Annotated in this window: 16 protein-coding genes; 7 read left to right on the top strand and 9 right to left on the bottom strand. The window is 34.0% G+C overall.

Annotated features, from left to right (window positions below; genetic code table 11):
* Nucleotides 1–27: 27 nt before the first annotated feature.
* Nucleotides 28–687 (bottom strand): SanA/YdcF family protein, encoded by a 660-nt coding sequence (locus J2W48_RS04980; RefSeq protein WP_310278899.1) that lies wholly within the window; start codon nucleotides 685–687, stop codon nucleotides 28–30.
* A gap of 151 nt (nucleotides 688–838) precedes the next feature.
* A complete protein-coding gene (locus J2W48_RS04975) occupies nucleotides 839–2,866 on the bottom strand; it encodes a M3 family metallopeptidase (RefSeq protein ID WP_310278898.1) in 2,028 nt (675 codons plus the stop codon).
* 220 nt (nucleotides 2,867–3,086) lie between these two features.
* Between J2W48_RS04975 and J2W48_RS04970 the strand changes: the two genes are divergently transcribed.
* Nucleotides 3,087–3,749: a hypothetical protein gene (locus J2W48_RS04970; RefSeq protein ID WP_310278897.1), complete on the top strand. Its 663-nt coding sequence runs from the start codon at nucleotides 3,087–3,089 to the stop codon at nucleotides 3,747–3,749.
* 145 nt (nucleotides 3,750–3,894) lie between these two features.
* On the opposite strand, the gene purE is transcribed toward J2W48_RS04970, so the two are convergent.
* From purE to J2W48_RS04945, 5 genes are all read right to left on the bottom strand, one after another.
* Complete coding sequence (gene purE / locus J2W48_RS04965; protein ID WP_310278896.1) at nucleotides 3,895–4,380, bottom strand: 5-(carboxyamino)imidazole ribonucleotide mutase; 486 nt, start codon at nucleotides 4,378–4,380, stop codon at nucleotides 3,895–3,897.
* 112 nt (nucleotides 4,381–4,492) lie between these two features.
* Nucleotides 4,493–5,647: a 5-(carboxyamino)imidazole ribonucleotide synthase gene (locus J2W48_RS04960; RefSeq protein WP_310278895.1), complete on the bottom strand. Its 1,155-nt coding sequence runs from the start codon at nucleotides 5,645–5,647 to the stop codon at nucleotides 4,493–4,495.
* Nucleotides 5,648–5,701: 54 nt separating this feature from the next.
* Complete coding sequence (locus tag J2W48_RS04955) at nucleotides 5,702–6,253, bottom strand: hypothetical protein (RefSeq protein ID WP_310278894.1); 552 nt, start codon at nucleotides 6,251–6,253, stop codon at nucleotides 5,702–5,704.
* Nucleotides 6,254–6,278: 25 nt separating this feature from the next.
* A complete protein-coding gene (locus J2W48_RS04950; RefSeq protein WP_310278893.1) occupies nucleotides 6,279–8,369 on the bottom strand; it encodes a TonB-dependent receptor in 2,091 nt (696 codons plus the stop codon).
* 219 nt (nucleotides 8,370–8,588) lie between these two features.
* On the bottom strand, nucleotides 8,589–9,863 hold the full coding sequence (locus tag J2W48_RS04945) for a PQQ-dependent sugar dehydrogenase (RefSeq protein ID WP_310278892.1): 1,275 nt from the start codon (nucleotides 9,861–9,863) through the stop codon (nucleotides 8,589–8,591).
* 183 nt (nucleotides 9,864–10,046) lie between these two features.
* On the opposite strand from J2W48_RS04945, the gene hpt reads away from it, so the two are divergent.
* The 5 genes from hpt to J2W48_RS04920 all read left to right on the top strand — a co-directional run bounded on the left by hpt (nucleotide 10,047) and on the right by J2W48_RS04920 (nucleotide 16,155).
* On the top strand, nucleotides 10,047–10,577 hold the full coding sequence (hpt, locus tag J2W48_RS04940) for a hypoxanthine phosphoribosyltransferase (protein ID WP_310278891.1): 531 nt from the start codon (nucleotides 10,047–10,049) through the stop codon (nucleotides 10,575–10,577).
* Between the two features lie 126 nt (nucleotides 10,578–10,703).
* The gene (locus J2W48_RS04935) at nucleotides 10,704–11,276 is read left to right on the top strand and encodes an adenylate kinase (protein WP_310278887.1); all 573 of its coding nucleotides are present in this window, start codon (nucleotides 10,704–10,706) and stop codon (nucleotides 11,274–11,276) included.
* 200 nt (nucleotides 11,277–11,476) lie between these two features.
* Entirely contained in the window at nucleotides 11,477–12,751 is a 1,275-nt protein-coding gene (locus J2W48_RS04930) for a hemolysin family protein (protein WP_310278885.1), read from the top strand.
* A 79-nt stretch (nucleotides 12,752–12,830) separates the two neighbouring features.
* Nucleotides 12,831–13,832: a GTPase ObgE gene (gene obgE, locus J2W48_RS04925; RefSeq protein ID WP_310278884.1), complete on the top strand. Its 1,002-nt coding sequence runs from the start codon at nucleotides 12,831–12,833 to the stop codon at nucleotides 13,830–13,832.
* 178 nt (nucleotides 13,833–14,010) lie between these two features.
* Nucleotides 14,011–16,155 (top strand): S46 family peptidase, encoded by a 2,145-nt coding sequence (locus J2W48_RS04920; RefSeq protein WP_310278882.1) that lies wholly within the window; start codon nucleotides 14,011–14,013, stop codon nucleotides 16,153–16,155.
* A 69-nt stretch (nucleotides 16,156–16,224) separates the two neighbouring features.
* Here J2W48_RS04920 and J2W48_RS04915 read toward each other — a convergent pair whose 3' ends face one another.
* The gene (locus tag J2W48_RS04915) at nucleotides 16,225–17,214 is read right to left on the bottom strand and encodes a glycosyltransferase family protein (RefSeq protein ID WP_310278880.1); all 990 of its coding nucleotides are present in this window, start codon (nucleotides 17,212–17,214) and stop codon (nucleotides 16,225–16,227) included.
* A gap of 123 nt (nucleotides 17,215–17,337) precedes the next feature.
* Nucleotides 17,338–23,844 carry an alpha-2-macroglobulin family protein gene (locus tag J2W48_RS04910; protein ID WP_310278877.1) on the bottom strand — a complete coding sequence of 2,169 codons (6,507 nt, stop codon included), beginning with the start codon at nucleotides 23,842–23,844 and terminating at the stop codon, nucleotides 17,338–17,340.
* A 131-nt stretch (nucleotides 23,845–23,975) separates the two neighbouring features.
* Between J2W48_RS04910 and J2W48_RS04905 the strand changes: the two genes are divergently transcribed.
* Complete coding sequence (locus J2W48_RS04905; protein ID WP_310278873.1) at nucleotides 23,976–24,662, top strand: tetratricopeptide repeat protein; 687 nt, start codon at nucleotides 23,976–23,978, stop codon at nucleotides 24,660–24,662.
* Nucleotides 24,663–24,705 lie beyond the last annotated feature (43 nt).

Here is a 24,705-nt window from a genome sequence, read left to right as displayed (position 1 = left end):
CTGAAGCATCTCTACTTCAGTTTTCTTTTATCGTTTGTCTTCCTTAGAATAATTCGAATATCCATTTATATCAATTGAATTTCCTAAAAAGTGGGGTTCCCGATTTCTTAAAACATCAAAAAACGATTTAAAAACGGAAAAATATTCTCTGAAAGTAACATATTCATAACCGTTGTAGTCTCCTTTATTTGCTGAATATCCAACGGATTTTATTCCAAACTTCTGTCCAATGTAAATCGCTCTGTTTAAATGATATTTTTGAGATATTAAAGTCGCTCTTTTGATTTTAAAAACATGTTTTGCCCGATACATTGTAGAGTAGGTATCGAAACCGGCATAATCGATAAATATTTTGGTTGTATCCACACCGTGATTAAAACAGTAATTTTTCATTACCGTTAATTCATCATATTCCTGGCGCCCATTATCACCCGAAAGCAAAATTTTATTGATTCGTTTTGCTTTGTACAATAAAATCCCGGCATCCAATCGGTCTTTTAAATATTTGCCTGGCTGGTCGCCATTAATTCCAGCACCAAAAATAATTCCGACATCATTCTTTGGAAATCTTTTCAGTGAATGATGAATACGGTTTTTGGTCGTAGATTTTACGTGTAAATTGGCAGAAACAACTGCAATTAATACAATAATAAAAAGGTACAGAATTATTTTTAAATATTTTTTCAATTTCAATTTTGTAAGATTAAAGTTAAATAAAGTTGTGAAGATAAGTAAAATTATTTTGAGCGTTTTATTCAGGTTCAATAAAAAAACCGAAATATTGCTACCTCGGTTTTAAAATGACTAATAATCTAAGAAGCCTGACGATCTAACAAATCTAAACTAATCCCGCTCTTTTCAACAAAGCTTCCGGTTTTGGTTCCTGACCTCTAAAACGTTTGTACAAAGTCATCGGATGCTCTGTTCCTCCTTTTGAAAGTACATTGTCTTTGAATTTCTTCGCGACCTCTGTATTGAAAATTCCTTTTTCCTGAAAATATTCAAAAGCATCAGCATCCAGTACTTCTGCCCATTTGTAGCTGTAATATCCCGAAGAATATCCTCCCTGAAAGATATGAGAAAAAGCAGTACTCATGGCGTTTTCCTTTACATCAGGAAATAATTGTGTGTTGGCAAATTGCTCGGTCTCGAATGCTTTTAAATCCGTAATAGGAGTTGGGTCTTGTCCGTGCCATGCCATATCCAATAATCCAAAACTCAACTGACGCAACGTTGCCATACCTTCCTGAAAACTGGCACTTTCCTTAATTTTCTGCACATATTCAATCGGAATCATTTCTCCGGTTTCATAATGATTGGCAAACAAAGCCAAAGCTTCCGGTTCGTAACACCAGTTTTCCATAATCTGACTTGGTAATTCTACAAAATCCCAATAAACAGAAGTTCCCGATAAACTTGGATAGGTGGTGTTCGCCAACATTCCGTGTAATCCGTGACCAAATTCGTGAAATAAAGTCGTAACTTCATTAAAAGTCAACAATGATGGTTTGGTTTCGGTTGGTTTGGTAAAATTACAAACGTTCGAAATATGAGGCCTTTCGTTTATGCCGTCTTTTACATATTGTGATTTGAATGAAGTCATCCAGGCTCCGTTTCGTTTTCCTTTTCTTGGGAAAAAATCAGCATAGAAAATCGAAACCAGATTATTCTCTGAATCCCTTACTTCATAAGTTGTTACTTCTTCGTGGTATTTATCGATATCAAAAACTTCGGTAAAGGTTAATCCGAATAGTTTATTAGCAACGGTAAAAGCACCGTCCAATACTTTTTCTAATTGAAAATAAGGTTTTAGTTTCTCATCATCCAAATTGAAAAGCTGTTGTTTTAATTTTTCAGAATAATAAGCCCCATCCCATTTTTCAAGTTCTTCGATTCCGTCCAGTTTTTTCGCAAAAGCAGTCAGTTCTGCAAATTCTTTTTGGGCTGCTGGTTTTGCTTTTGCCAATAAATCATTTAGAAAAGAGAAAACTTTCTCCGGACTTTGCGCCATTCTTTCTTCCAATACAAAATGAGCGTGCGTTTTATATCCTAGTAAATTTGCTCTTTCAAAACGTAATTGGGCAATTTTTAAAACGTTTTGCTGATTGTCAAATTCATTATTCTGAAACGATCTTGCCCCAAAAGCAATGGCCATTTTTTTACGTAATTCGCGATTATCCGCATACGTTAAAAACGGAACATAACTGGGATGGTCTAATGTAAAAATCCAGCCTTCCTTTTCTTTCTCTTTGGCTAATAAGCGGGCAGCTTCAATGGTTCCTTCCGGTAAACCGGCTAAATGGTTGTAATCAGTTAAATGCAATTCGAAAGCATTGGTCTCTGCCAATACATTTTCGCCAAATTGCAAACTCAGTTTTGATAATTCCTTGTCAATTTCTCTTAATTGATCTTTTTTGCCTTCCGGTAAATTCGCTCCGTTTCTTGAAAAACTTTTATACTTTTTATCTAACAGCGTAGTTTGCTCAGGAGTTAAATTTAATTGTTCCTTTTGATTGTAAACCGTTTTTATTTTAGCAAATAAAGCAGCGTTCAGCGTAATATCATTTCCAAATTCAGATAATAAAGGCGAAACGTCCTGAGCAATTTTCTGCATCTCATCACTCGTTTCAGCCGAATTCAAATTAAAGAAAATACTCGAAAGACGATCTAAAATATCTCCGGCAAAATCCATTGCCACTACTGTGTTTTCAAAAGTTGACGCTTCGGAATTGTTTACGATGGCATCAATTTCGGCCTTAGCTAAAGTAATTCCTTCCTGAAAAGCAGGAACGTAATCTTCGATTTTAATTTGTGAAAAAGGGGCTGTGTTATGTTTGGTATTGAATTTTGAAAGTAAAACACTCATTATGATATACTATTTTTATTAGTTGAAGTCAAATTTCTGAATTCCAAAGATAGCAATTTATAAAAATTTAATCTGTTATATGAAATTGATTCTTGATATAAAACTCTCTTAAATTGTGTTATAGATATGTTATTTATTTCGTTAGGCGGCTTTAAAAGCGTAAATTGAGAAAATAGGTTAGAATCATAAAATACTAATCGTAATTATAAAAATTTAAAAGATGAATTATCAAGTTGCAATTAAGAATATAGACACGGTGAATGAAGTTGAAGGATATTGGTCTGATAATGATTTTATTGCATTATTAGAAAAATTCAATTATCCCGATGGTGCAACTGCTGAGAAAAGCAGTTTGCCGGAATTATTAGAAATGGCTATTTCGGATTATGAAGCTAATGAAGCTGCCGCAATAGTTTTGGACTATAAATTAGGTGATCAATTAAGCGAAGGGCAAATTGAGCAAATTTCGAACAACATGTTAATCGATAAGGTTTGCGAGGAATATCCGGAAATACACATGCAGGGAACAATGTTTCATGTGAATCAATTGCTTTTTAAGGCATATAACGGAAAATTTCCGAATGCAAAAGCCTCTGTGGTTCATTTTTCAATGACGCCGACGGATGGAGAAGTACAAAAATTGACCGAAGAAAACGTCCTGAAATTATTAAATAATGGTTTGTCTGACAGAAACCTTATTAAAAGGTTGTTTGAAAATCAAATATCTCAAAAGATTCCATTTCCAGAAGCAGAAAGTATTATTTGGGAGCTGACAACAGAAGATGATGTCAATTATAATCTGGTTACGTCGGAGAATTGGATAAATAAAGAAGACATAACGGAATCTGAATTTGAATCTGTTTTGGAGGAAATTGAAGCTTAATTTCAGAAGAAACTATAAATAATAAATTTGTTTCACAAAGACTCGCTAAGAAAGCACAGAGATTCGCAAAATTTTTCTCAAATAATAAGTGTAAAAAATCTTAGTGAATCTCTGTGCTTTCTTTGTGTATCTCCGTGGAACAATCTTATTTTTTCAAACCTTCAGCCGCTTTATTAACAACCGCTTTTAATTCTTCTTTATATGAAATAATTGTTTCAAGCACTTTTTTATCGTGACTTCCGATGATTTGTGCTGCTAAAATTCCGGCATTTTTTGCTCCGTTCAAAGCAACTGTTGCAACTGGAACACCACCCGGCATTTGCAGAATCGATAAAACCGAATCCCAGCCATCAATAGAATTGCTTGATTTTACAGGAACTCCAATTACAGGAAGCGGCGACATCGAAGCCACCATTCCAGGTAAATGCGCAGCGCCTCCGGCTCCGGCAATAATTACTGAAATACCGCGAGTATGTGCATTTTTACTGAAATCGAATAATTTTTCCGGCGTTCTGTGTGCCGAAACGATATCTACTTCAGTTTCGATATTAAATTGTTTTAATATGTCGATGGCATCCTGCATGACTGGCATGTCTGAGATACTTCCCATTATGATGGCTACTTTGCTCATGTGTTTTTTTTTTTTGTTTCAGGTTTCATGTTTTTGTTGAGATTGAAAACTGTTTATTCATTTGGTTTCAAGTTTCAGGTTTCAAGTTGTGAACTGAGACTGAAAACTGTGACTATATACTGATTACTTTTATTGTGTTTTTAACTTCCTCTGCAATTCGTCTCGCCTCGGTCATATCTTCATTTACAATCGTCACATGACCCATTTTTCTAAAAGGACGAGTTTGTTTTTTACCGTAAATATGCGGCGTCACACCATCCCAGCTTAAAATAGTTTCGATATTTTCATAGACTACATCTCCTGAAAAACCTTCGGCACCCACTAAGTTTACCATAACTCCGGCAACTTTACTGTCGGTATTTCCTAATGGAAGGTTTAGTATCGCACGTAAATGATTTTCGAATTGTGACGTATAACTGGCTTCGATAGAATAATGACCCGAATTGTGTGGGCGAGGGGCTACTTCGTTTACCAGAATTTTATCATCATTGGTTTGAAACATTTCGACAGCTAAAAGACCAACATGATTGAATTTCTCCGAAACATTCAACGCAATTGCCCGGGCTTTTTCTGCAACCTTTTCATCGATTCTGGCAGGACAGATTACATATTCTACCTGATTGGCATCCGGATGGAATTCCATTTCAACAACCGGATAGGTTTTAATTTCTCCCGATGAGTTTCTGCATACAATAACCGCCAATTCATTTTTGAATGGAACCATTGTTTCTGCGATACATTCAACATTAGGCAAATCATCCAAATCAGAAATCTGGCGAATTACTTTTACGCCATTTCCATCGTAACCAAATTCGGTGCATTTCCAAACAAACGGAATGGTAATTTCATTGTCCCCAACAGATTTTTGCAAATGCTGTGGACTATCAAATCGTAAATAGGCAGCTGTCGGAATATTATTTTGGGTATAAAAATCTTTTTGAACGCCTTTATTCTGAATTCCTTTTAAGGTTTTTGGCGATGGATACACTTTTACGCCTTCATTTTCTAATTGCGTTAAAGCTTCAAGATTGACCAATTCAATTTCAAAAGTTAAAACATCAACTTGTTTCCCAAAATTATAAACAGTTTCATAATCCATCAAATCGCCTTTAAAGAATTTGTTGCAGGCAATTTTGCTCGGCGCTTCATCACTCGGATCTAAAACATAAGTTTGAATGTCAAATTTTCGGGTGTCAGACAACAGCATTTTACCTAATTGTCCGCCGCCTAATATTCCTAATTTAAAATCAGAAGAAAAATAATTCATTGTTGTGTGTTTGTGATGCGCAAAGATACTTTATAATGATTGAATAGGAAAACGCTATTTTATTTTCTTCAAAACTTCCTTCGCAACCGCTTTATAAGCAGCCGAATGATCTGCATAATCTTTGTTTAAAATAATCTGCAATTCAGGATGGATCCAGTCGTAATGATTTCCTAAAAGATATAAAGTTCGTATGGAGTAGGCTTTTGTGGCCACCTTTACATCATTAATCAGCCAGTCGAAAGAAGCTTCAATACAATCCTGAAGATTTTCTTTGGAAAGAACGATGCAGTTTTCGTCTTTTTTGTAATGTGACTTTACTAAAAGCTGCACCACTTTTGCAATTGGTCTAAAGGAACTTTCATCTTTGAGAATTTTTAGATTCGAAAACAAAAAATCAACATGTGGCTGCAGCCAGATTAACTTTTCGTAAGAAACAAATTCTAAAATCCAGCAGGCTTTATGATTGTTTTTGTCTTCCGGAGAAAAACAAATCGAAATCAATTCATCAAATAAAGATGGATTTTCAAGTATATCCTGTGCGCCTTTTAAACGGTTTTCTCTATAGGCATTCACATAATCCAACTTTTCTTGTAATTCTGAAGGCATCTTTTTTGAATTTGATTTAACGCTCCTAAAATAAATAATTTAACGATATAGTTCCGTAATAATTTACAGGAAGCCCGGGATAATAATATCTGGGTGTTGCATTTCCAACGGCTACTGCATTTGGCAAAATCAATGATGCGTATTTTTCATTAGTAACATTATTTATTCCGGCAGCGAAAATTGTAGTTAAACGAGGAAGAATCTCAAATCGATAACCGGTTTTTAAGTTGATGATATTATAAGAGTCTGAAAAAGCAGAATTAGCATCATTCATCGGAATTTCGTCCACAAATTGATAATCGGCACTTAAATAAATTCCCGATTTTGTATTGAGAAATAATCCTGCGTTGATTTTATTGGCAGCAACTCCGGTTAATTTATTTCCCGAATAATCATTTTCGTTATCTACAAATTCCTTGAATTCATAATTTCCAAGAGAACCCGCTAAATAAGAATTCACAGAAAAAAACCGATTGATTTGCCAGTTATGGTTAAAGGTAATTTCAATTCCTTCATGAAATGTTTTTCCGGCATTTAGACCCACATACTGATCGTCACCAACTCTTTTTGCAACTAATAAATCTTTAATTTCCATTCGGTAAACAGCAATTTTTGTATAAAGTCTTCTGTTGAAAAAATAGAGTTTTCCACCTGCTTCAAAGTTATAACCGTTTTCAGGTTTTATATCGGTATTAATTGTGCCTTCGCTGGTAAGCGTTTCTTCTGTGGCAGGTAATGAGAACCCACGACTGGCTGAAAAATAAATAGTTTGCTGTGGGTTGGGTTTAAATAAAAAAGAAAGTTGCGGAGAAATAATTCCGTCATAACTATATTTTTGATTTGAATCATCCGTAAAATTGGTAAGTTCAAATTGTGTTTTGTTGTAATTCAATCCTGCCTGAATTTCAAATTGCTGTGATAGCGAAGTTCGTAATTGGGAAAAGATATTGTAAAAATGTCTTTTCTGATCTGTTTCGGTAAGCTGATCCCCTTGTAAACTTCCCAGGCCATTATTCTGTTGGTACAAATTCTCAAAAGTATTTCCGCTGTAATTATCACGGAAATATTCAATTCCGGCAATGAAATTATTTTGTGTTTTCCCGATTTTAAAAGCACCTGAAAATTGCGTCCTTGCTCCGGCAGCAAAAGTATATTGCCGTAAAACATCAAAAGGACGCGGCTCGTTGCTGTCTTTGTAATTGATGAAAACAGAAGTAGAATTGTTTAAGTTGCTATTAATTTTAAAATCATAAGCCAGTCCGCCCAAAGTCGATTTGTATTCCTTATAACCTTTTGAAGCAACCCACGTTGGTGCTCCTGATTTTGGATTGTTGTCAAAAGCTTCCTTATTAATCGAACTCGGAATAAAAGCTTTTAAATAAGTGTAATTGGAAAAGTAAGTCAGTTTGCTGTTTTCTTTTCGGAATAATTCTCCTGCAAGCGTAACTCCTTCACGGTTATAGGCACTGTTTTCACGCCAGCCGTCTGTTTTCAAATTATGATAGCTGATATTCAGGCTGCCTTGCTTTTCATCCAGACTATAATTCAAACTGTTCTTTAATAAACTATAAGAGCCAAAAACCGAACTGATGCTGGCACTTTGCCCGTGATCTTTAGAAAGCTGAGGTGAAATCAAAATCGCACCACCCAAACCTGCACCGTAAACACTAGAAAGCGGTCCTTTGATAATCTCAATCTGGTTGATATTTTCCAAATCAATATCATCAATTACTGTTTCACTGTTTCCGGAAGTTAACGGAATACTGCCGTAAAACGCCCTGATTTTATTTGTGCCATAAGTCGTTCTCGCTCCAATACCACGAATCGAAATTCGGGTTGTGGTAAAGTTGGAGGATTGCATAAACACACCCGGAATTGTGTTAAGCACCGTTGCAATATCTGTGGTGTTATTTTGCAGCAAATCTTTTTTAGAGAGAATCCCAATTGAAGCCGGAGTGTTTAATAAATTGGTATCGATATGAAGGGAACTGATCACAACTTCCTTCAATTTTTCTGTTTTTACAGAATCAATAGATTTGCCTTCTTTTTTCTGTGCCGAAATGTTTTGAAAAACAAAAAAAACAAAAAGAAGAAAGCAATATTTTTTTATAATCATAAATGAAATTTTAGAACGTAGTTTTTAAAAACATTAGGTTTTAGATTCAAATGATAAAAAAATAATCGCAGAAGTCGCAAATTTAAACACAATCTTGTCATTTCTGACAAAAATGACTAAAGCTGTACGAACTTTGCTTTCTCTGCCTCTGCGGCAAAATTAATATGCTCAAATAAAATTCTGCATTTTTGAATTCCCGGTAAAATTGGAATTTGAAATTTATTTATTAGCAGTAACTTTCCAAATTGTATTTCCGCTGTCATCATTCACCAAAAGCGACCCGTCATTCATAACCGTAACCGCTACCGGACGTCCATACACTTCAGCTTTGTTTTCGTCAGAAATAAAACCGGTTAAAAAATCTTCCGGTTTTCCCGAAGGTTTTCCGTTAGCAAAAGGAACAAATACCACTTTGTAACCCGAAATTTTTGCCCTGTTCCAGGAACCATGCTGTCCTACGAAAGCCCCATTTTTATATTTTGCAGGGAATTTGTCTTTGTTGTAAAAAGCCAGTCCTAAAGAAGCAGTATGGGCACCAACCGGAACATCCGGAACAATAGCTTTTGCTGCTAAATCTTTACGTTCACCTTTTAGTCTTGGATCTAAAATATTTCCGAAATAAGAATACGGCCATCCATAAAAACCATCTTTTTTAACACTGGTAATATAATCAGGAACCAAATCATCACCTAATTCATCACGTTCATTTACCGCCGTCCAAAGTTCTTTATTCGCCGGATTCCAGTCCATTCCAACCGGATTCCTAAGTCCGCTTGCATAGATTTTTTCACCGTTTCCGTCAGGATTAATTTCTAAAATAGCAGCACGGCGAATTTCCTTATCCATGCCATTTTCTCCAACATTACTTCCTGAACCTACAGAAACATAAATTTTAGAGCCGTCAGCATTCGCCAATAAATTTCTTGTCCAGTGATTGTTGTAGCCTCCCGCAGGAAGTTCAAGAATTTTTTCTCCTTTTGTTTCTAGTTTAAGCGGATTATTTTTATACGGATAGCGGTATAAGCCATCCGTGTTGGCAATATAGAAAAAGTCTTTTATAACCAACATTCCAAACGGTTTGTTCAGGTCTTTGATAAATACTTCCCGGGTTTCAAATTTTCCGTCTTTGTCTTTATCACGTAAAACTGTAATTTGGTTTTTGCTCGCTCTTGTTCCGCTTTCTACAACAAATATATCCTGATTGGGTGCGATATAAGTCCAACGGGGATTTTCGAAACCGTCTGCAAATTTTGTTACGGTAAAGCCTTCTGGTGCTTTTGGCGTTTTTCCTTCCGGCCAGCCAATAACTTTACTGTTATTGGTCTTAGATTCGGTTGCATAAGGTGGTGGTAATCTCAGGTCTCCAATAGCAGTTTTTACAACATTTCCCGGTTGTTTTGCCAAAGCTTCTTTTTCTTCTTTTTTTACCTGTCCGTTGCAGGCTGTTATTATTATTAATAAGGATATTGAAAATATTTGTGTAGATGTTCTCATTGAATCTGGAGTTAAAGGTTTATAAAACAACAATTTAACAAATTTTAAAATAGTACAAATAAAAAAACTGTAAATATTAAGTGATATTTAACATTCTGAAAAAAGTGTAGTGACAATACGATTTGTTACTTACAGTTTGGTTGTAATTCTGTATCTTTGCGCATTATTTTAAATATGAAAATAATGATACAACTTCACGATAAACAATTTGTTCCGTTTATTTCGGCTAAGGAAATTGATTTTGCTTTAACGAAGATAGTTGCTCAGGTCGAAGATGATTTTGCAGATGAAACCCCAATATTTATTGGCGTTTTAAATGGTGCCTTTATGGTGGTTGCCGATTTTTTGAAAAAATATAAAAATCCGTGCGAGGTGTCTTTTATCAAAATGGCTTCTTACGAAGGAACTCAAAGTACCAATTCCGTTAAAGAATTAATCGGAATTAATCAGGATCTGTCAGGCAGAAGCGTTATCATTATTGAAGATATTATCGACACAGGAAATACAATCGAAGAATTGAAGCATTTGTTTAAAGCTCAAAATGTAAAACACTTTAAAGTAGCCACTTTGTTTTTTAAACCCGAAGCTTATAAAAAAGATATTAAAATTGATTATGTCGGCATCAGGATTCCCAATAAATTTATTGTTGGCTACGGTCTGGATTACGATGGTTTAGGAAGAAACCTTCCCGAAGTGTATAAATTAGCCGAATAGATTTAAGCATTTTAAAGATTAAAAAATAACATAACTACACATTAACAACACGATTAGAGAAATTTAAATTATTTAAGATTGCAAAAATCTTTCAATTTAAAATCTTTTAATCATTAAATTACTTTTATGATTAACATTGTTTTATTTGGAAAGCCGGGAGCAGGAAAAGGAACTCAGGCAGAATTTTTAAAAGAAAAATACAAATTAACACATCTTTCAACGGGAGATATTTTTCGTTTTAATTTAAAAAACGATACGGATTTAGGTAAAAAAGCAAGAGTTTTTATGGACAATGGAGAATTAGTTCCTTGCGAAGTTACCACTGCAATGTTAATTGATGAAGTAAATAAACACCCGGATACAAACGGATTTTTATTCGACGGATATCCAAGAACAATTGACCAGGCAGAGGCATTAGATAAATTTTTGCCAACAATCGGTTCAAAAGTTACAGCAACAATTGCTTTGGAAGCAGATGATGAAATTCTGGTAGCACGTTTACTGGAAAGAGGAAAAACAAGTGGAAGACCAGATGATCAGGACGAAGAAAAAATTCGGGTGAGATATCAGGAATACAACGAAAAAACAGCACCATTAATTGGATATTACAAAGAACAAAATAAGTTTCATGCCGTAAACGGTATCGGAACGATTGAAGAAATTACAGAGCGATTAACGTCAGTTATAGATAATTTGTAGAAGCATTTTCCAGCTGTACGTTTCAAGTCCTCGCTAAAAAAACTATTTTTCCACACCATAAAACGAGCTTCCGCCGGTCGCTGTTTTCTGGCAGGAAAAATTAGTTTTTTTAGCTCCGGGCTTTTCTCTTCCATCTGGGCTATAACATGCTTAGGGTACAATTACATTAACGGACTATTAAATAACGAATAACCCATAAATTGGAAATACTAATAATATTTTTTCTAATACTATTAAACGGAGTCTTCTCGATGTCAGAAATCGCACTGATTTCAGCTAGAAAAAACAGACTGGAAACTGCTGCAAAAAAAGGCAATAAAAGTGCTAAAATTGCACTTGATCTGGCTAATTCTCCAAACAAGTTTTTATCAACCGTACAAATCGGAATCACCTTAATCGGAATTTTGACGGGTATTTACAGTGGTGACAAAATAACAATGGATGTTGAGACTTTTGTCAGAGGATTTGAAGTTTTAAAACCTTATGCCCACTCAGTTGCTGTTGGAATTGTAGTGGTTATTTTAACTTTTTTCTCTTTAGTTTTAGGAGAATTATTACCAAAACGTATCGGATTAAATTATCCGGAGGCCATTGCAAAAATGGTGGCGTTGCCAATGAAAATAGTGTCTATTGTTACAGCACCGTTTATCTGGTTATTAACAACTTCAACGGATTTTTTATTGAATGTATTGCAAATAAAACCTTCAGCTGACGGAAGAGTGACAGAGGAAGAAATCAAAGCCATTATCAAAGAAGGAACTGAAGGTGGTGAAGTTCAGGAAATTGAACAGGACATTGTAGAGCGTGTTTTTCATATTGGAGACCGCAAAGTAAATTCATTAATGACACACCGCAAATCGGTAGATATGTTGCCATTAAATGCAGATAAGGAAAAAATAAAAGAGTTGGTGTTGCATGATCTGCATACCGTATATCCTGTATTTAGTGATAATTATGATGACATTGTTGGAATCGTAACGCTCAAAAATATTTTTGCCAATATTGAAAGTGATCATTTTGATTTATCAGCAATAATGACAGACCCTCCCTATTTAATGGAACAGACAACCGCATATAAAGCATTGGAAAACTTTAAAAGAACCGGTGTACATTATGCATTAGTTTCAGATGAATATGGTGTTTTTCAGGGAATTATTACGCTGAATGATATTCTGGAAGCTTTAGTGGGCGATGCATCCGATTTTTATAAGGATGAATTCCAGCTTGTAGAAAGAGAAGATGGTTCATGGATGGTTGACGGGCATTATTCGTTGCATGATTTCCTAACCTATTTTGAATTGGATGAATTGACGAACGATTACGAAGTAAACACGGTAAGCGGAATGATTATGACCGAGCTTTCACGTATTCCGAAAGAAGGCGAAAAACTAATCTGGCAGAAATTTGTGTTAGAAGTCATCGATATGGATGGTGTAAAGATTGATAAAGTGTTGATAAAAGCACTAAAAGAGTAAAAAACAAAATAGTTTTCAATCGCAGTTTTCAGTCGCAGTTTGCGCTGAAAACTGCGACTGCGACTGAATACTAAAAACAATGACAGAAGGAAATTTTGTAGATTATGTTAAGATATATGTTTCTTCCGGAAAGGGAGGAAAAGGATCTACACATTTACATAGGGAGAAATTTATTGAAAAGGGAGGCCCGGACGGTGGTGATGGAGGACGTGGGGGACACGTATATTTAGTAGGGAATAAAGGTCTATGGACATTGTTTCACTTAAAATTTGCCCGTCATATCAAAGCTGGGCACGGTGGTGATGGAGGAGGAGACCGTAGTACTGGTGCTGATGGAGATGATAAATTTATCGAAGTGCCATTAGGGACTGTCGTAAAAGATAAAGAAACGGGTGAAACCTTATTCGAAATTACCGAAGATGGTGAAAAAAGAATCCTTTCAAAAGGAGGAAAAGGTGGATTAGGAAACTGGCATTTTAGAAGTTCAACCAACCAAACACCCCGTTATGCACAGCCAGGTTTACCGGGCGTAGAAATGGACGTAATTTTAGAATTGAAAGTTTTGGCTGATGTTGGATTGGTAGGTTTTCCTAATGCAGGAAAATCGACTTTATTATCTGTACTGACTTCAGCAAAACCAAAAATTGCAGATTATCCTTTTACAACCTTAAAACCAAACTTAGGAATTGTAGCCTACAGGGATTATCAGTCTTTTGTAATTGCTGATATTCCGGGAATTATTGAAGGAGCTGCTGAAGGAAAAGGTTTAGGTCATTATTTCCTGCGTCATATCGAGCGTAACTCAACATTACTGTTTTTAGTACCTGTTGATACTCCTGATATTAAAGGTGAATATGATATTTTGGTAAACGAATTAACCAAATACAATCCTGAAATGCTGGATAAAGAACGTCTTTTGGTAATCTCAAAATGCGATATGCTGGACGATGAGCTTAAAGCCGAATTAAAAACAGAATTAGATGTCGCTTTCAAAGATATTCCATACATGTTTATTTCATCTGTGGCTCAACAAGGTTTAACTGAGTTGAAAGACAAATTATGGAAAATGCTGAATGAATAACAAAATGACAAGTTTTATATTAAAAGATGCTCTGGAAACAGGGCATCTTTTTTGTTTTAACAATATTGAATTCGTAATAAAATGATAAAATTGCATCTCTAAAATGCATTTTCAATGCCAATTGAATGATACGGTTATCAAAATGAAGTATCTTCGCAAGACTAATTCAATTTATTATATGAAAAAAATAGTCTTATTTTTAGCGATGTGCCTCATGGCATTTCCTGTAAGAGCCGATGAAGGAATGTGGTTCTTAATGTTTATCGAAAGATTAAACCATAGAGATATGGAGAAAATGGGTCTGCAATTGACGGCCGAAGAAATTTACAGCATTAATAACCATAGTTTAAAAGATGCTATTGTGCAATTTAATGGAGGTTGTACCGCTGAAATCGTTTCTAAAAGCGGACTGGTATTAACCAATCATCACTGTGGATATGATGCCATTGCTGAACTTTCATCTGCAGAGCAAAATTACCTGAAAAACGGTTTTTGGGCAAAAGAAAAAAGTGCTGAGATGAAACCAAAATCGTTGTATGTTCGTTTCTTCGTTCGTATGGATGATGTTTCGAAAAGAATTTTATCAAAAGTAAATGATCAAATGACGGAGACTGAAAGAAACAAAATCATTCAGCAGGAAATTGCTTTGATCGAAAAAGAAAATAACGAAGGCGGGAGATATACCGTTTCCGTTCGTCCTTTCTTTCAGGGAAATGAATATTACTATTTTGTTTACCAGGATTATACAGATGTACGTTTAGTAGGAACACCACCCGAAAGTGTGGGTAAATTTGGTGGAGATACAGATAATTGGGAATGGCCGCGTCAAACTGGAGACTTCTCTATGTTTAGGGTGTATGCGGATAAAGACGGAAATCCTGCAGCTTATTCAAAAAATAATGTGCCTTTGAAGCCAAAACATTATTTGCCAGTAAGCATTAAAGGAGTCAAAGAGAATGATTTTGCCATGATTTTAGGCTATCCCGGAAGAACAAACCGTTGGATGCCGGCTGGCGGAATCGAGCAAAACGTAAAATTTGCTTATCCTGCATGGGTTGAAGGTGCAAAAACCGGAATGGACCAAATGAAAAAGTATATGGATAAAGATGCTACTGTTCGTTTGCAATATGCCTCTAAATATGCTTCTACTGCCAATTACTGGAAGAACCGTCAGGGTATGATTGATGCTTTAACAAAAGCGGGAACTGCAGCTGCTAAAGCAGAACAAGAAGATAAGTTTTATGAATGGGCAACTAAACCGGCAAATAAGGAAAAATATGAAAATGTAATTCCAACTATTAATGATTATTACAGAGAAACAAATTTAAAAGCAACTCACGATAATTATTTAATACAGCTTTTAAGAACTTCAGCTTATGCAACCGGGCCGGCGAATTTAGGAAATGCTTTAATTGCGTACTACAAAGAAAATGACGCTAAAAAAGCCGAAATGTTGCCTAAAATTAACGAAATAATCGATAATATTTATGGTGAATTTTATGCGCCATTAGAAAAAGATGTGTTAGCTGCGCAATTAAATTTATATGCTTCTAAAGCGTCTGAATATGGTTTAGCACCGCAAATAGCTAAAATGAAATCAGCAAATAATGGTGATTTTACGACAGATATTGCCAAAGCAACTGAAACAAGTTATTTTACGACTAAAGAAAAAGTATTAGCCTTTATGGCTGACCCAAAACCATTAGCAATTGTACACGATCCTTTGTATATTATCTCTAATGACTTGCTTACAAAATATCGTGCAAAAACAGATGATCAGGCAAAAGCTGATGATGGTTTTGCAATTGCTTTCCGTAAATTGGTTGAAGGTTTGAGAGAATCAAAATTAAATGCGGTTCAATATCCTGATGCCAACTCTACCTTGAGACTGACTTACGGGAAAGTTCGCGCGTTACCTGAAGACAAACGTAATGATGCTAAAATTAACAACTACACCACTATGGAAAGTATGGTGAAGAAATATAAAGCAGGAGATGAGGAATTTGATTTGCCATCACGTCTATTAGAATTAAACAAAGCAAAAGATTATGGACAATATGCTGATAAGGCAGGATATATGCCGATAAACTTTTTGACTGATAATGATATTACTGGTGGAAATTCTGGTTCTCCGGTTTTAAACGGGAAAGGGCAATTAATCGGAATTGCTTTTGACGGAAACATTGAGGCTATGGCCGGAGATGTTATTTTTGATCAAAAATTACAAAGAACTATTAACGTTGATATTCGTTACGTACTTTGGATTATTGACAAATACGCCGGAGCCAAAAATATTATTGATGAAATGACCATTATAAAATAATTTTATGTTTTTTAAATCAAAACCCCATTTCATTTTATCTTGAATGGGGTTTTGTTATTTACTAAAGTTTTAATCTTTATAAGTGTCAAATAGCATTTGAAGCGTTTCAGAAATATTATTGGCTTTCATAGTAGGATATTTTACATCTAAATTAAGCCAGTTTGCTATAATCTGATCAAAATCATCTTCGACATCATACATAACCGGTACTCCCATTTTTTTCAAAGCGGCAGCATTACATTCCTGTTCATAATGATCGCGTATTGGAATACTAAGAATCTTTTTTCCCAAAAACAAAGCTTCGGATGGTGTTTCAAATCCACCACCTGTAATAATACCTTCGCAATCAATCAGGCTTCGATTAAAATAATCCTGATTAACCGGAAAATAAGTGATATTACCAATCGTATGTTCAAATTTTACATTATATAAAAACCAATGAAATTTCACGTCTTTAAGTTTGTTGAAAGCTTTTTCCAAACAATCTTTTTGAAACGATGGAAGATAAACCGTTATATGCTGCAGGTTTTTTGGCTCGGCATTTACAATCTCATCTTTGATAATCGGAGGATAAATAAACGAATCATACTTTTCAAAATGCAGTCCAATGTTTTTTGGGGAAGGGGCATAATGTTTCAGAATCATTTCTCCCATTACACTTTTTTTGTCAGGTCTTGGGGTAGCTTGTGATATAAAACTGGCCTGATGACCGAATTGAACGGAATGTACTTTTTGCAGCTTGCAGGAAAGAGACGTAATCGAATCGAAATCGTTAATTACAATGTCGTAATTTTTTAGTGGCAACGACTTTGCATCTTTATAAATTTGATGTGGACGTATGTTTTTTACAATATCCCAATAATCCAATCCACCGCATTTGCTATAATGTAAACTACAGCCATTACTTCTAAATTTTATTGGCAAATTAACATCGAGGCTGGCGTTAATACCACTTACCAAAAAATCTACCGAACCAAATTTCTGCAGATACGGATATAACTGTGTTGCCCGGCTGATATGTCCGTTACCGGTAGCCTGAATCGCATAAAATATTTTCATTATAGTCGTTTTCTCTTCACGAATTATTTTACGAAAGTAACAGTGCTATGTTATGAGAATGTATATTTAGAATTATTTTTTGTGATAAAAAATCCGCCAGATGAATACTGACGGATTTAATATTTAATTTTTTTGTTGAATCACCTTTACCCTAATTCCTTTTGTATGGCTTGAAAATTCCGGAGCATACATGCTTTGAATTGTGGTAATTCCGTTTGAGAATTCACCGCTGTTATTTACCCTAATATCATATTCTAATACATAAGTGCCTTTGTTGATTCGATCAAAAAAGAAATGTGTTGCAGCATCTTTCGTACTCGTATAATATCCCAGTCGATCTTTGTATTGATATTCAGAAAGTACATTAACAGGTTCAAAACAGGAAGCTCTCATGTCTTTTAAATGCACAAATTCCATGTCTTCTTTAGATGAAATAACCAATCTTACAGTAACCAGATCGCCAGTTTTTAATTCATTTTTAGAAGTAATTTTTTGTAGTTCATCACCTTTCATGGTATTTTTCTTCAGATATAATTCTTTTGAAACCGATAAAACGGCACCAGAGTTGTTTTTGATTTTATCCAAATCTTCAAAATACTGCCAGTAAACGCCACCAAAACCGGGAACTTTAGTTTTGTTCTGAATGTTGATGGTTGCCATTTCTTTTTTAATTTCATCAGCTTTCCAGTTCAGTTTGATGTAGCCAGTTTCGGCTTCTTTTTCGTTTTCTGATAATTTTTTAGTTAGGATTTTTTCATCTCCAATTTTAATAATTGTATTGTCTTTTACACTTAACCAATCGTTTCCATGCATCAACAAAGCATACACTGCTTCGGTTGTTGACTTTGTAGTTGGCCAGTTTTTGGTCTGTTTATTTTTTAACAACCAAACTTTCATGGCATCCACTGATTTTGTATCATGATTTACTTCTGCGAAAGCCTCAATTAATAAAGCCTGTGTTTCTATTGGTGCCTGATACCAATACCAGCCTGCCTTATTCGTAATCCAGTACATTCCCCAATCTTCATTATTCGATGAGGTCTCTTTTAAACTTTCGATAATCTTTTTGGCAGATTCACTTTCTCCAAAACGATTTAAAGTCAATGCTGCCAGACCTTTTTCGTAAAGAGAATACGATAGCCAATCTTTTTTGGCAGTTTCCAAATATAATTTTGTTGCTTTTTTCAAAGTATCGGATAACGGATACTTGTCTAAATAAAAACTTCTGGTATATAAATAATGCAAATCACTGTATGGATTGATCCCCATTAATTTGTCTGTTGCTTTTAAATTTTTTGTTCTTGCTTTATGATAAGTCAAAAAATTATGATCTAAAAAAGGAATTCCGGTTTTGGCAATCTGGTCAATTTGTGAAATGTTATTTTTAGATAATTTTGACAAATGCCCTAAACCACTCAAAATATGTCTGGTAATGTATTCGTTTTCATCGCTTCCATCAAACCAGGCAAAACCTCCTGATGATTTTTGTTTTTGTTTTAATTTATCGAAAGTCGCTTTCTGAGAAGTTTTCATTTTCTCCAAATCGAATAAAAGTGCCAGATTTTTTTTCTTTTCGTCTTCACTTTGAGCATCATTTAGCCACGGAGTTTCAGCCAGAATTATTGATTTTAATTCTTCGTTTTCTTCTAACTTAGATTTTAATTTTCCGTTCTTTCTCCAGTCTTCAAAAACAGTTGCTATTTTAGGGTTGCTCGAAATTATCTCCGAAGCCAGAGTATTTGCGTAAAATCGTGCAAATGTCTGCTCAGCACATTCATGTTCGTATTCCATTAAATAAGGCAGTGACTGAATCGCAATCCATGCAGGATTTGATGTGTATTCCAACGTAAATTGATGGTTCTTTAAAGTCGAAGAAGTATTGTTTTTTAAATTCTCAAATGTATATTCTTTAGTTGAATTCTCTCTAACCCAAATCGGAATACTTTCTGTTACCAGCCTGTTATTCGTTAAAACCGGAAGTATATTTTCTTCTCCATCAGAAAAATTACCTGATTTGGCCAGAATTTTATATTGAACTCCTTGTAAACCTTCAGGAATTGAAATTGTCCAGTTTGCAGTTGTGTTTCCGTAGGCAGGAATGGTAAAATTTCTAACATTTTTTAGATTCATCATTTTGGCGTCAATTGGCTGCATGGTTGCCGCATCAAAGAATTGTAAAATAGCAATTCCTGTTTTGACATCATTGGTAATGTTTGAGATTTTGGTGCTAATCACAATCGTATCTTTCTCTCTGAAAAAACGCGGAAAATTTGGCAAAATCATCAGTTCTTTTTGAGTTACTACGCTTTTTTCCAAATAACCGGAAACGGCTTCTTTGTTATGTGCCAATAAACGAAGTTTCCATGATGTTAAAGCTTCGGGCGAAGTAAAGTTGAAATTTATATTTCCTTTAGCATCAGTTTTCAAATTCGGTAAAAAGAACGCTGTTTCTGATAAATTTTTTCTGGCTTTTACTTGTGTTAAGGCTTCTAAGGCTTTTTTTGTTGTAATGATGATAACTCCGTTTGCTCCTTTGCTTCCGTAAAGAGCTGTTGCTTTGTTATCTTTTAAAACATCTATGGATAAAATATCTGATGGATTAATAGTTGCCAATGGATTTGTACCGTTACCTCCATCAATAATAACCCCATCTATCACATACAGGGGAGAATTATTACCAAAAGAAGACTGACCCCGAACTTGCACATTAATCCCATCTCCTGGTTGACCAGAAATCATAACACCAGCAATTTTGCCTTGAAGAGCCTGATCGATTGTTACTGGTCGTGTTTCACGAAGCTCATCACCCGATATTGAAGATATTGCCCCCGTAAGATCTTTTCTTTTCGATTTGCCATATCCAATGACGAGCACTTCATTCAAGGCATTGTAATCATGAGTTAAAACAACATCGACTGTTTTTTTGTTTCCGACTAAAACAGATTTATTTTTAAAACCAATAAAAGAAAAAATAAGTTCTTCATTTACAGCTGCTTCAATTTCATAATAACCATCAAAATCAGATACTGTTGCTCGTTGTGTTCCTTTTATATTTACAATAACTCCGGGAAGTATCAAACCAGATTTTTCAGTAATAATGCCATAAATAAGTTTTGCATTATCTGGTTTTTTTAATTTTTTGTTCACTTGTTTTAAGTATTCATTTTGCTGATAATGATTAAACGAATCATTAAAGTTAAATCCAAACCAGATTAATTTGGTGGTTTCATCATTTAGGCTAATTCCGTATGAAGAAGGATTTAGATTTCTTAATGAGTTTGACGTTTTGTCAAAACCTAAACGTGTTTTAAAATTTGCACTATTATAATTATAATCTACAAATGTTAATTTGTCCCAATCTGTTATTGTAAACTGGTCTAAAGAGCTGTCATACATTGAAGCTAAAATTTCAGCTTCATTTCTGGTATTGGTTGATTTTAATTGAAAAGACCAATTCTCCTTGCTGCCAGGTTCTATTTTATTTCTGAAACTAGATACATCAATTTCTAATTTAGGTTCTTCTTTTTTTAGAAGAATTTGTATTTGATCATTAAAAACTTCATTTTCAAAAACACTTTCAAAACCTATATTTAATTTCTCTTCAAAATCTTTTTGTAGCGGTATTTGTGCAATTAGTTCATTGTTCTCTAAATGAAACATATTGCTGAAATAAATTTGACTTCTGTAATTTCCAGTTGTAGCAATGTAAAGTTCAGGTATTACCGAAGCTAATTTTATTAAAATAAAACCATCTTTTTTAGGGTCACTATTAATTTGTTCTGCAGTAAATAATTTACGGGGATTGAATTTATCTTTGCTTTGTGTCAGTTGAAAATCAGTGTAAGTTTCAATTGGATTGTCGAAACTGTCTTTTGCAGAAAAAACAATTTGATAATTCCCTGATTTGTAATTGGTGATAAAGTCTAAAATTAATTTTTTATCTATTGAGGTATCAATTTTTTTAGAAAGCAGTAAAGTTTTATTTGATTTTAAAGTGTTGGTTTTGGAGTTCTTCTCATAAGGAAATAGGCGTTCAAATTCAGAATCGGTAATCTGTTGAATTTCAGGCTGTGGGAAAACACGGTTTTTAAATTTATTCGAAAAGGGACTAACATAGTATAGTTTTAGTTCTCCTTTAACTGCTAGAAATTCTCCATTTAAATTAGTGCTTGTAAGGCTAATTTTATTTTTGTTTTTCGTCTCGATTTCGTTTGATATTGTTGCGCTAAGCAATAAATCATGATAGCCAATTTTCATAATAGTTTCTGCAGTGTGCGTTTCACCATTTATATCGGTAACAGTTACATTTATTTGATAATTAAAAACAGGAAATTCTTTTTGCACAGCATTTTTAGAAGGTTGCGCATCAAAATTAACGACAAATTTTCCGGCAGCATCCGTTTGGGTTTCGCCAGTAGCTATAGTTTCCTTTTCTTCTTCATAATAATATTGTTTAATGTAACTTGTAAATCTTGAGATCGTATAAGTAACTTTTGCATCTGAAATTGTACTTCCTGCAAATGCTTTTGCAATTCCGGCTACTTTAATATTTTGATTAACCCTATAGGTATCTTTTTTAGGTTCAAAACGAACTTCGAACTTTGGACGTTTGTATTCTTCAACTCTAAATCGGGTAATAGCGTTTCCAAAATTACCTGTCTTCCAAAAACCGGAAGCAATTTTTAGCGGGACTTTTGGGGCACTTGCATCTATAGTGAAAGTACCTGTTAAACCCGTTTTTGGTAAAACAAATTCGCCCGAAAAAGAGCCAAATTCATTGGTCGTTACTTCAAATTCTTTAAAGGATTTGTAGTTAGCATCCAGAATAGTAATTTTAACCCCGGTATTGGTTACAACACTTGCTTTATTTTTTATTTTCTGAATGACAATGCCTTTGTAATATACCGTTTGTCCGGGACGATAAATAGCTCGGTCTAAATAAAATTCAATATTGCCTTTATTTTCTTCTTTTTCGTTTGTAGAGTAATCATTGTTTTGGCCCAGATAACTTTTTGTAAGTGAAAGTGTATCGCTTGCACTTGATAATGTAATAGGCTCCTGATTGTAATAATTGTTTTCTTTTATAAAGGAAGCTAAACCGTTCTTATCTGTTTTTATAGATTGATTGAGTAAGTTTACCGAAATATTTTCTAAAGGTTTGCCAGTCTTTCTATCTGTAACGAGAAAAATTTGAGTGTCTTTCTTTTGAGTTGCCAGAACAGCTAAATTTGAAACTGAAATGGTTTCAAAGGCAAAAGCTTTTCCGGTTTTTAGATCTGAATCACTTTCAAAATACACCAAATAACTGCCAGTTTTAAGCTGAGGCAAAAGTACTTCTGTAGTATATTCAAAATAATCATTTTTGTTCAAAAGGTTGTAGTTTTCAGAAACAGCAGGTTTTTGATTTTCGATAATGTTCTCTGCTAAACTGTCTTTTGGATACGAAGAATTTTTAAAGAGTTGAATTTCTTTCTGATTGATTTTGTAAAATGAAACAGCTAACCGATTTATATTTTTAAATTGAATAAAAGCCCGGGTATTTTCATCAGAATAGTTTTGTTTTTGAAGCTGTATATTCAGGGATTTAAAAATAATACTTTGTTTGTTTTGGATAGCCAATTTATAAGCATTTGAGCGATTATTAATCATTATAATACTGTCAAGTAGCGCAATTGCCTTATTATTATAATCCGGATGCGTTTCTTTTGATGCTAGTTTTTTGAAAGTTAAAGCTTTCTCTAATTGTATTTTTTGAATCAAATTTGTGTCATTGGATTTTTTTTGAAGGCTATTCAACGACTTCAAAAAATCATCATCATTCAGTGTAGTTAAATAAGTATGGCAAAATTGCATGCGTTCAAACTGATTCTCAGGGGTTGGTTTTTCTATCTCCTGTTTTTGAAATAATGACAAGGTTTTTTTAAGATTGCTTTCAGTTACAAAACCGAAGTTCAATTTTGTAAAATCTTTTGGTTTTCCTAAAAGCGCATCTTTAATTGTGTTAAAATCATTTTTTTGAATTTGCCAATGTTGTATTTTATGAGTATAAAATTTGATATTTTCTTTTAATAAATAATCAAACAGATTTTCATCTTTGAATTTCTCTAGTGTGAAATAATCAAAAACGGGTTCATACTGTGATAATAGAGTAGCTTTTAATTTTTTTTCATTAGATAATGTTTGCTTTAAGGCAGTATCAATTTGATTTTTAAATATAGTATCTGTCCAGGTCAAAAAGTTTTCATCAAGAAAGGTTGTATTGGTTTTTTGTCTTATTTGATAACTATTTCTATTGTAATAATCATCTAAACATTTCGCATAAACCAAATTCAAAATTGCTTTTGATGGAATAGAAACCCGATTAATTTCACTTTTTAGATTTCTTAAAATTTTGGTCTGTGCATTTTCATCAGCAACCTGGAGGTATTTGGATTGATAAAAAAAAGATTTTATCATTTGCACTTCGTCTTTGTCAGTAACTGCTCTTTTGTAAATTTTTGTTACGATATCATTTGCCGATTTTACTTTGCCTTCGTTTTCATAAGCAATAACTCTCTCCCAATTTTTATCGTTTTTTTGTGCTAATAACACAGTAGAAAGTAATAAAAAGACAAATACTATATTTTTCATAAGTGAGTTTTAATATATAAGAGCGTCTTTTTCTAAAAAAGGTTGGGACGGTTTTAAAATAAATTTCGTACAAATTAGTAATTTATCTCCAAAATCAAATGTCCGTTTTAATATTTCCTTATTTTTGAGAGATGAAACAGTTACTGCTTTTTTTGCTATTGACACCATTTTTTCTTTGGTCACAATCCAATTTCGAAAAAGGAGATAAGTTATTTCATGCTAAAAAACACAAGGAAGCAGAAGTAGTTTTTCAGGAAAACTTAAAGTATTATCCTAATGATATTAAAACACTCGAGCGTCTGGCAGAGATTACTTCAGAGGAAAAAGAATGGGAAAAAGCATCATTGTATTATAAAAAGCTAAAGCAATTAAAACCCAATGATGCCGATTATTTTTATAAATATGGTGGCTGTTTAGGGATGAGGGCTTTAGAAGTGAATAAATTCAAAGCTTTTGGAATGGTCGATGACATGAAATCTTCATTCGAAAGAGCCATTGTTTTAAATCCGAAACATCTTCCAGCGCGATGGGCCTTAATCGAATTATATTTGCAATTGCCCGGAATAGTGGGTGGAAGCGAATCGAAAGCCTTGAAATATTCGAATGAATTGGTGAAATTATCACCGGTTGATGGGTATCTTTCAAAAGGAAGAATTGATGAATATTTTAAAAGATATGCTGCAGCCGAAAAAAATTATTTGAAGGCACATGAAATTGGCAATTCTAAAATTACATTTCAAAAATTATATAATTTATATTTGAACAAATTAAAAGACCCAAAAAAGGCACAGGAATTAAAACGAAAACATGAAGCATAATTAATTAGGTTTCAAAATATAAATTCCATGAAAAATGGAATTC

Origin of the sequence: Flavobacterium piscis (genome assembly GCF_031457575.1) — a bacterium.
GTDB classification, from domain to species: Bacteria; Bacteroidota; Bacteroidia; order Flavobacteriales; family Flavobacteriaceae; genus Flavobacterium; species Flavobacterium piscis_A.
This window is presented reverse-complemented; position numbering and strand designations above follow the sequence as displayed.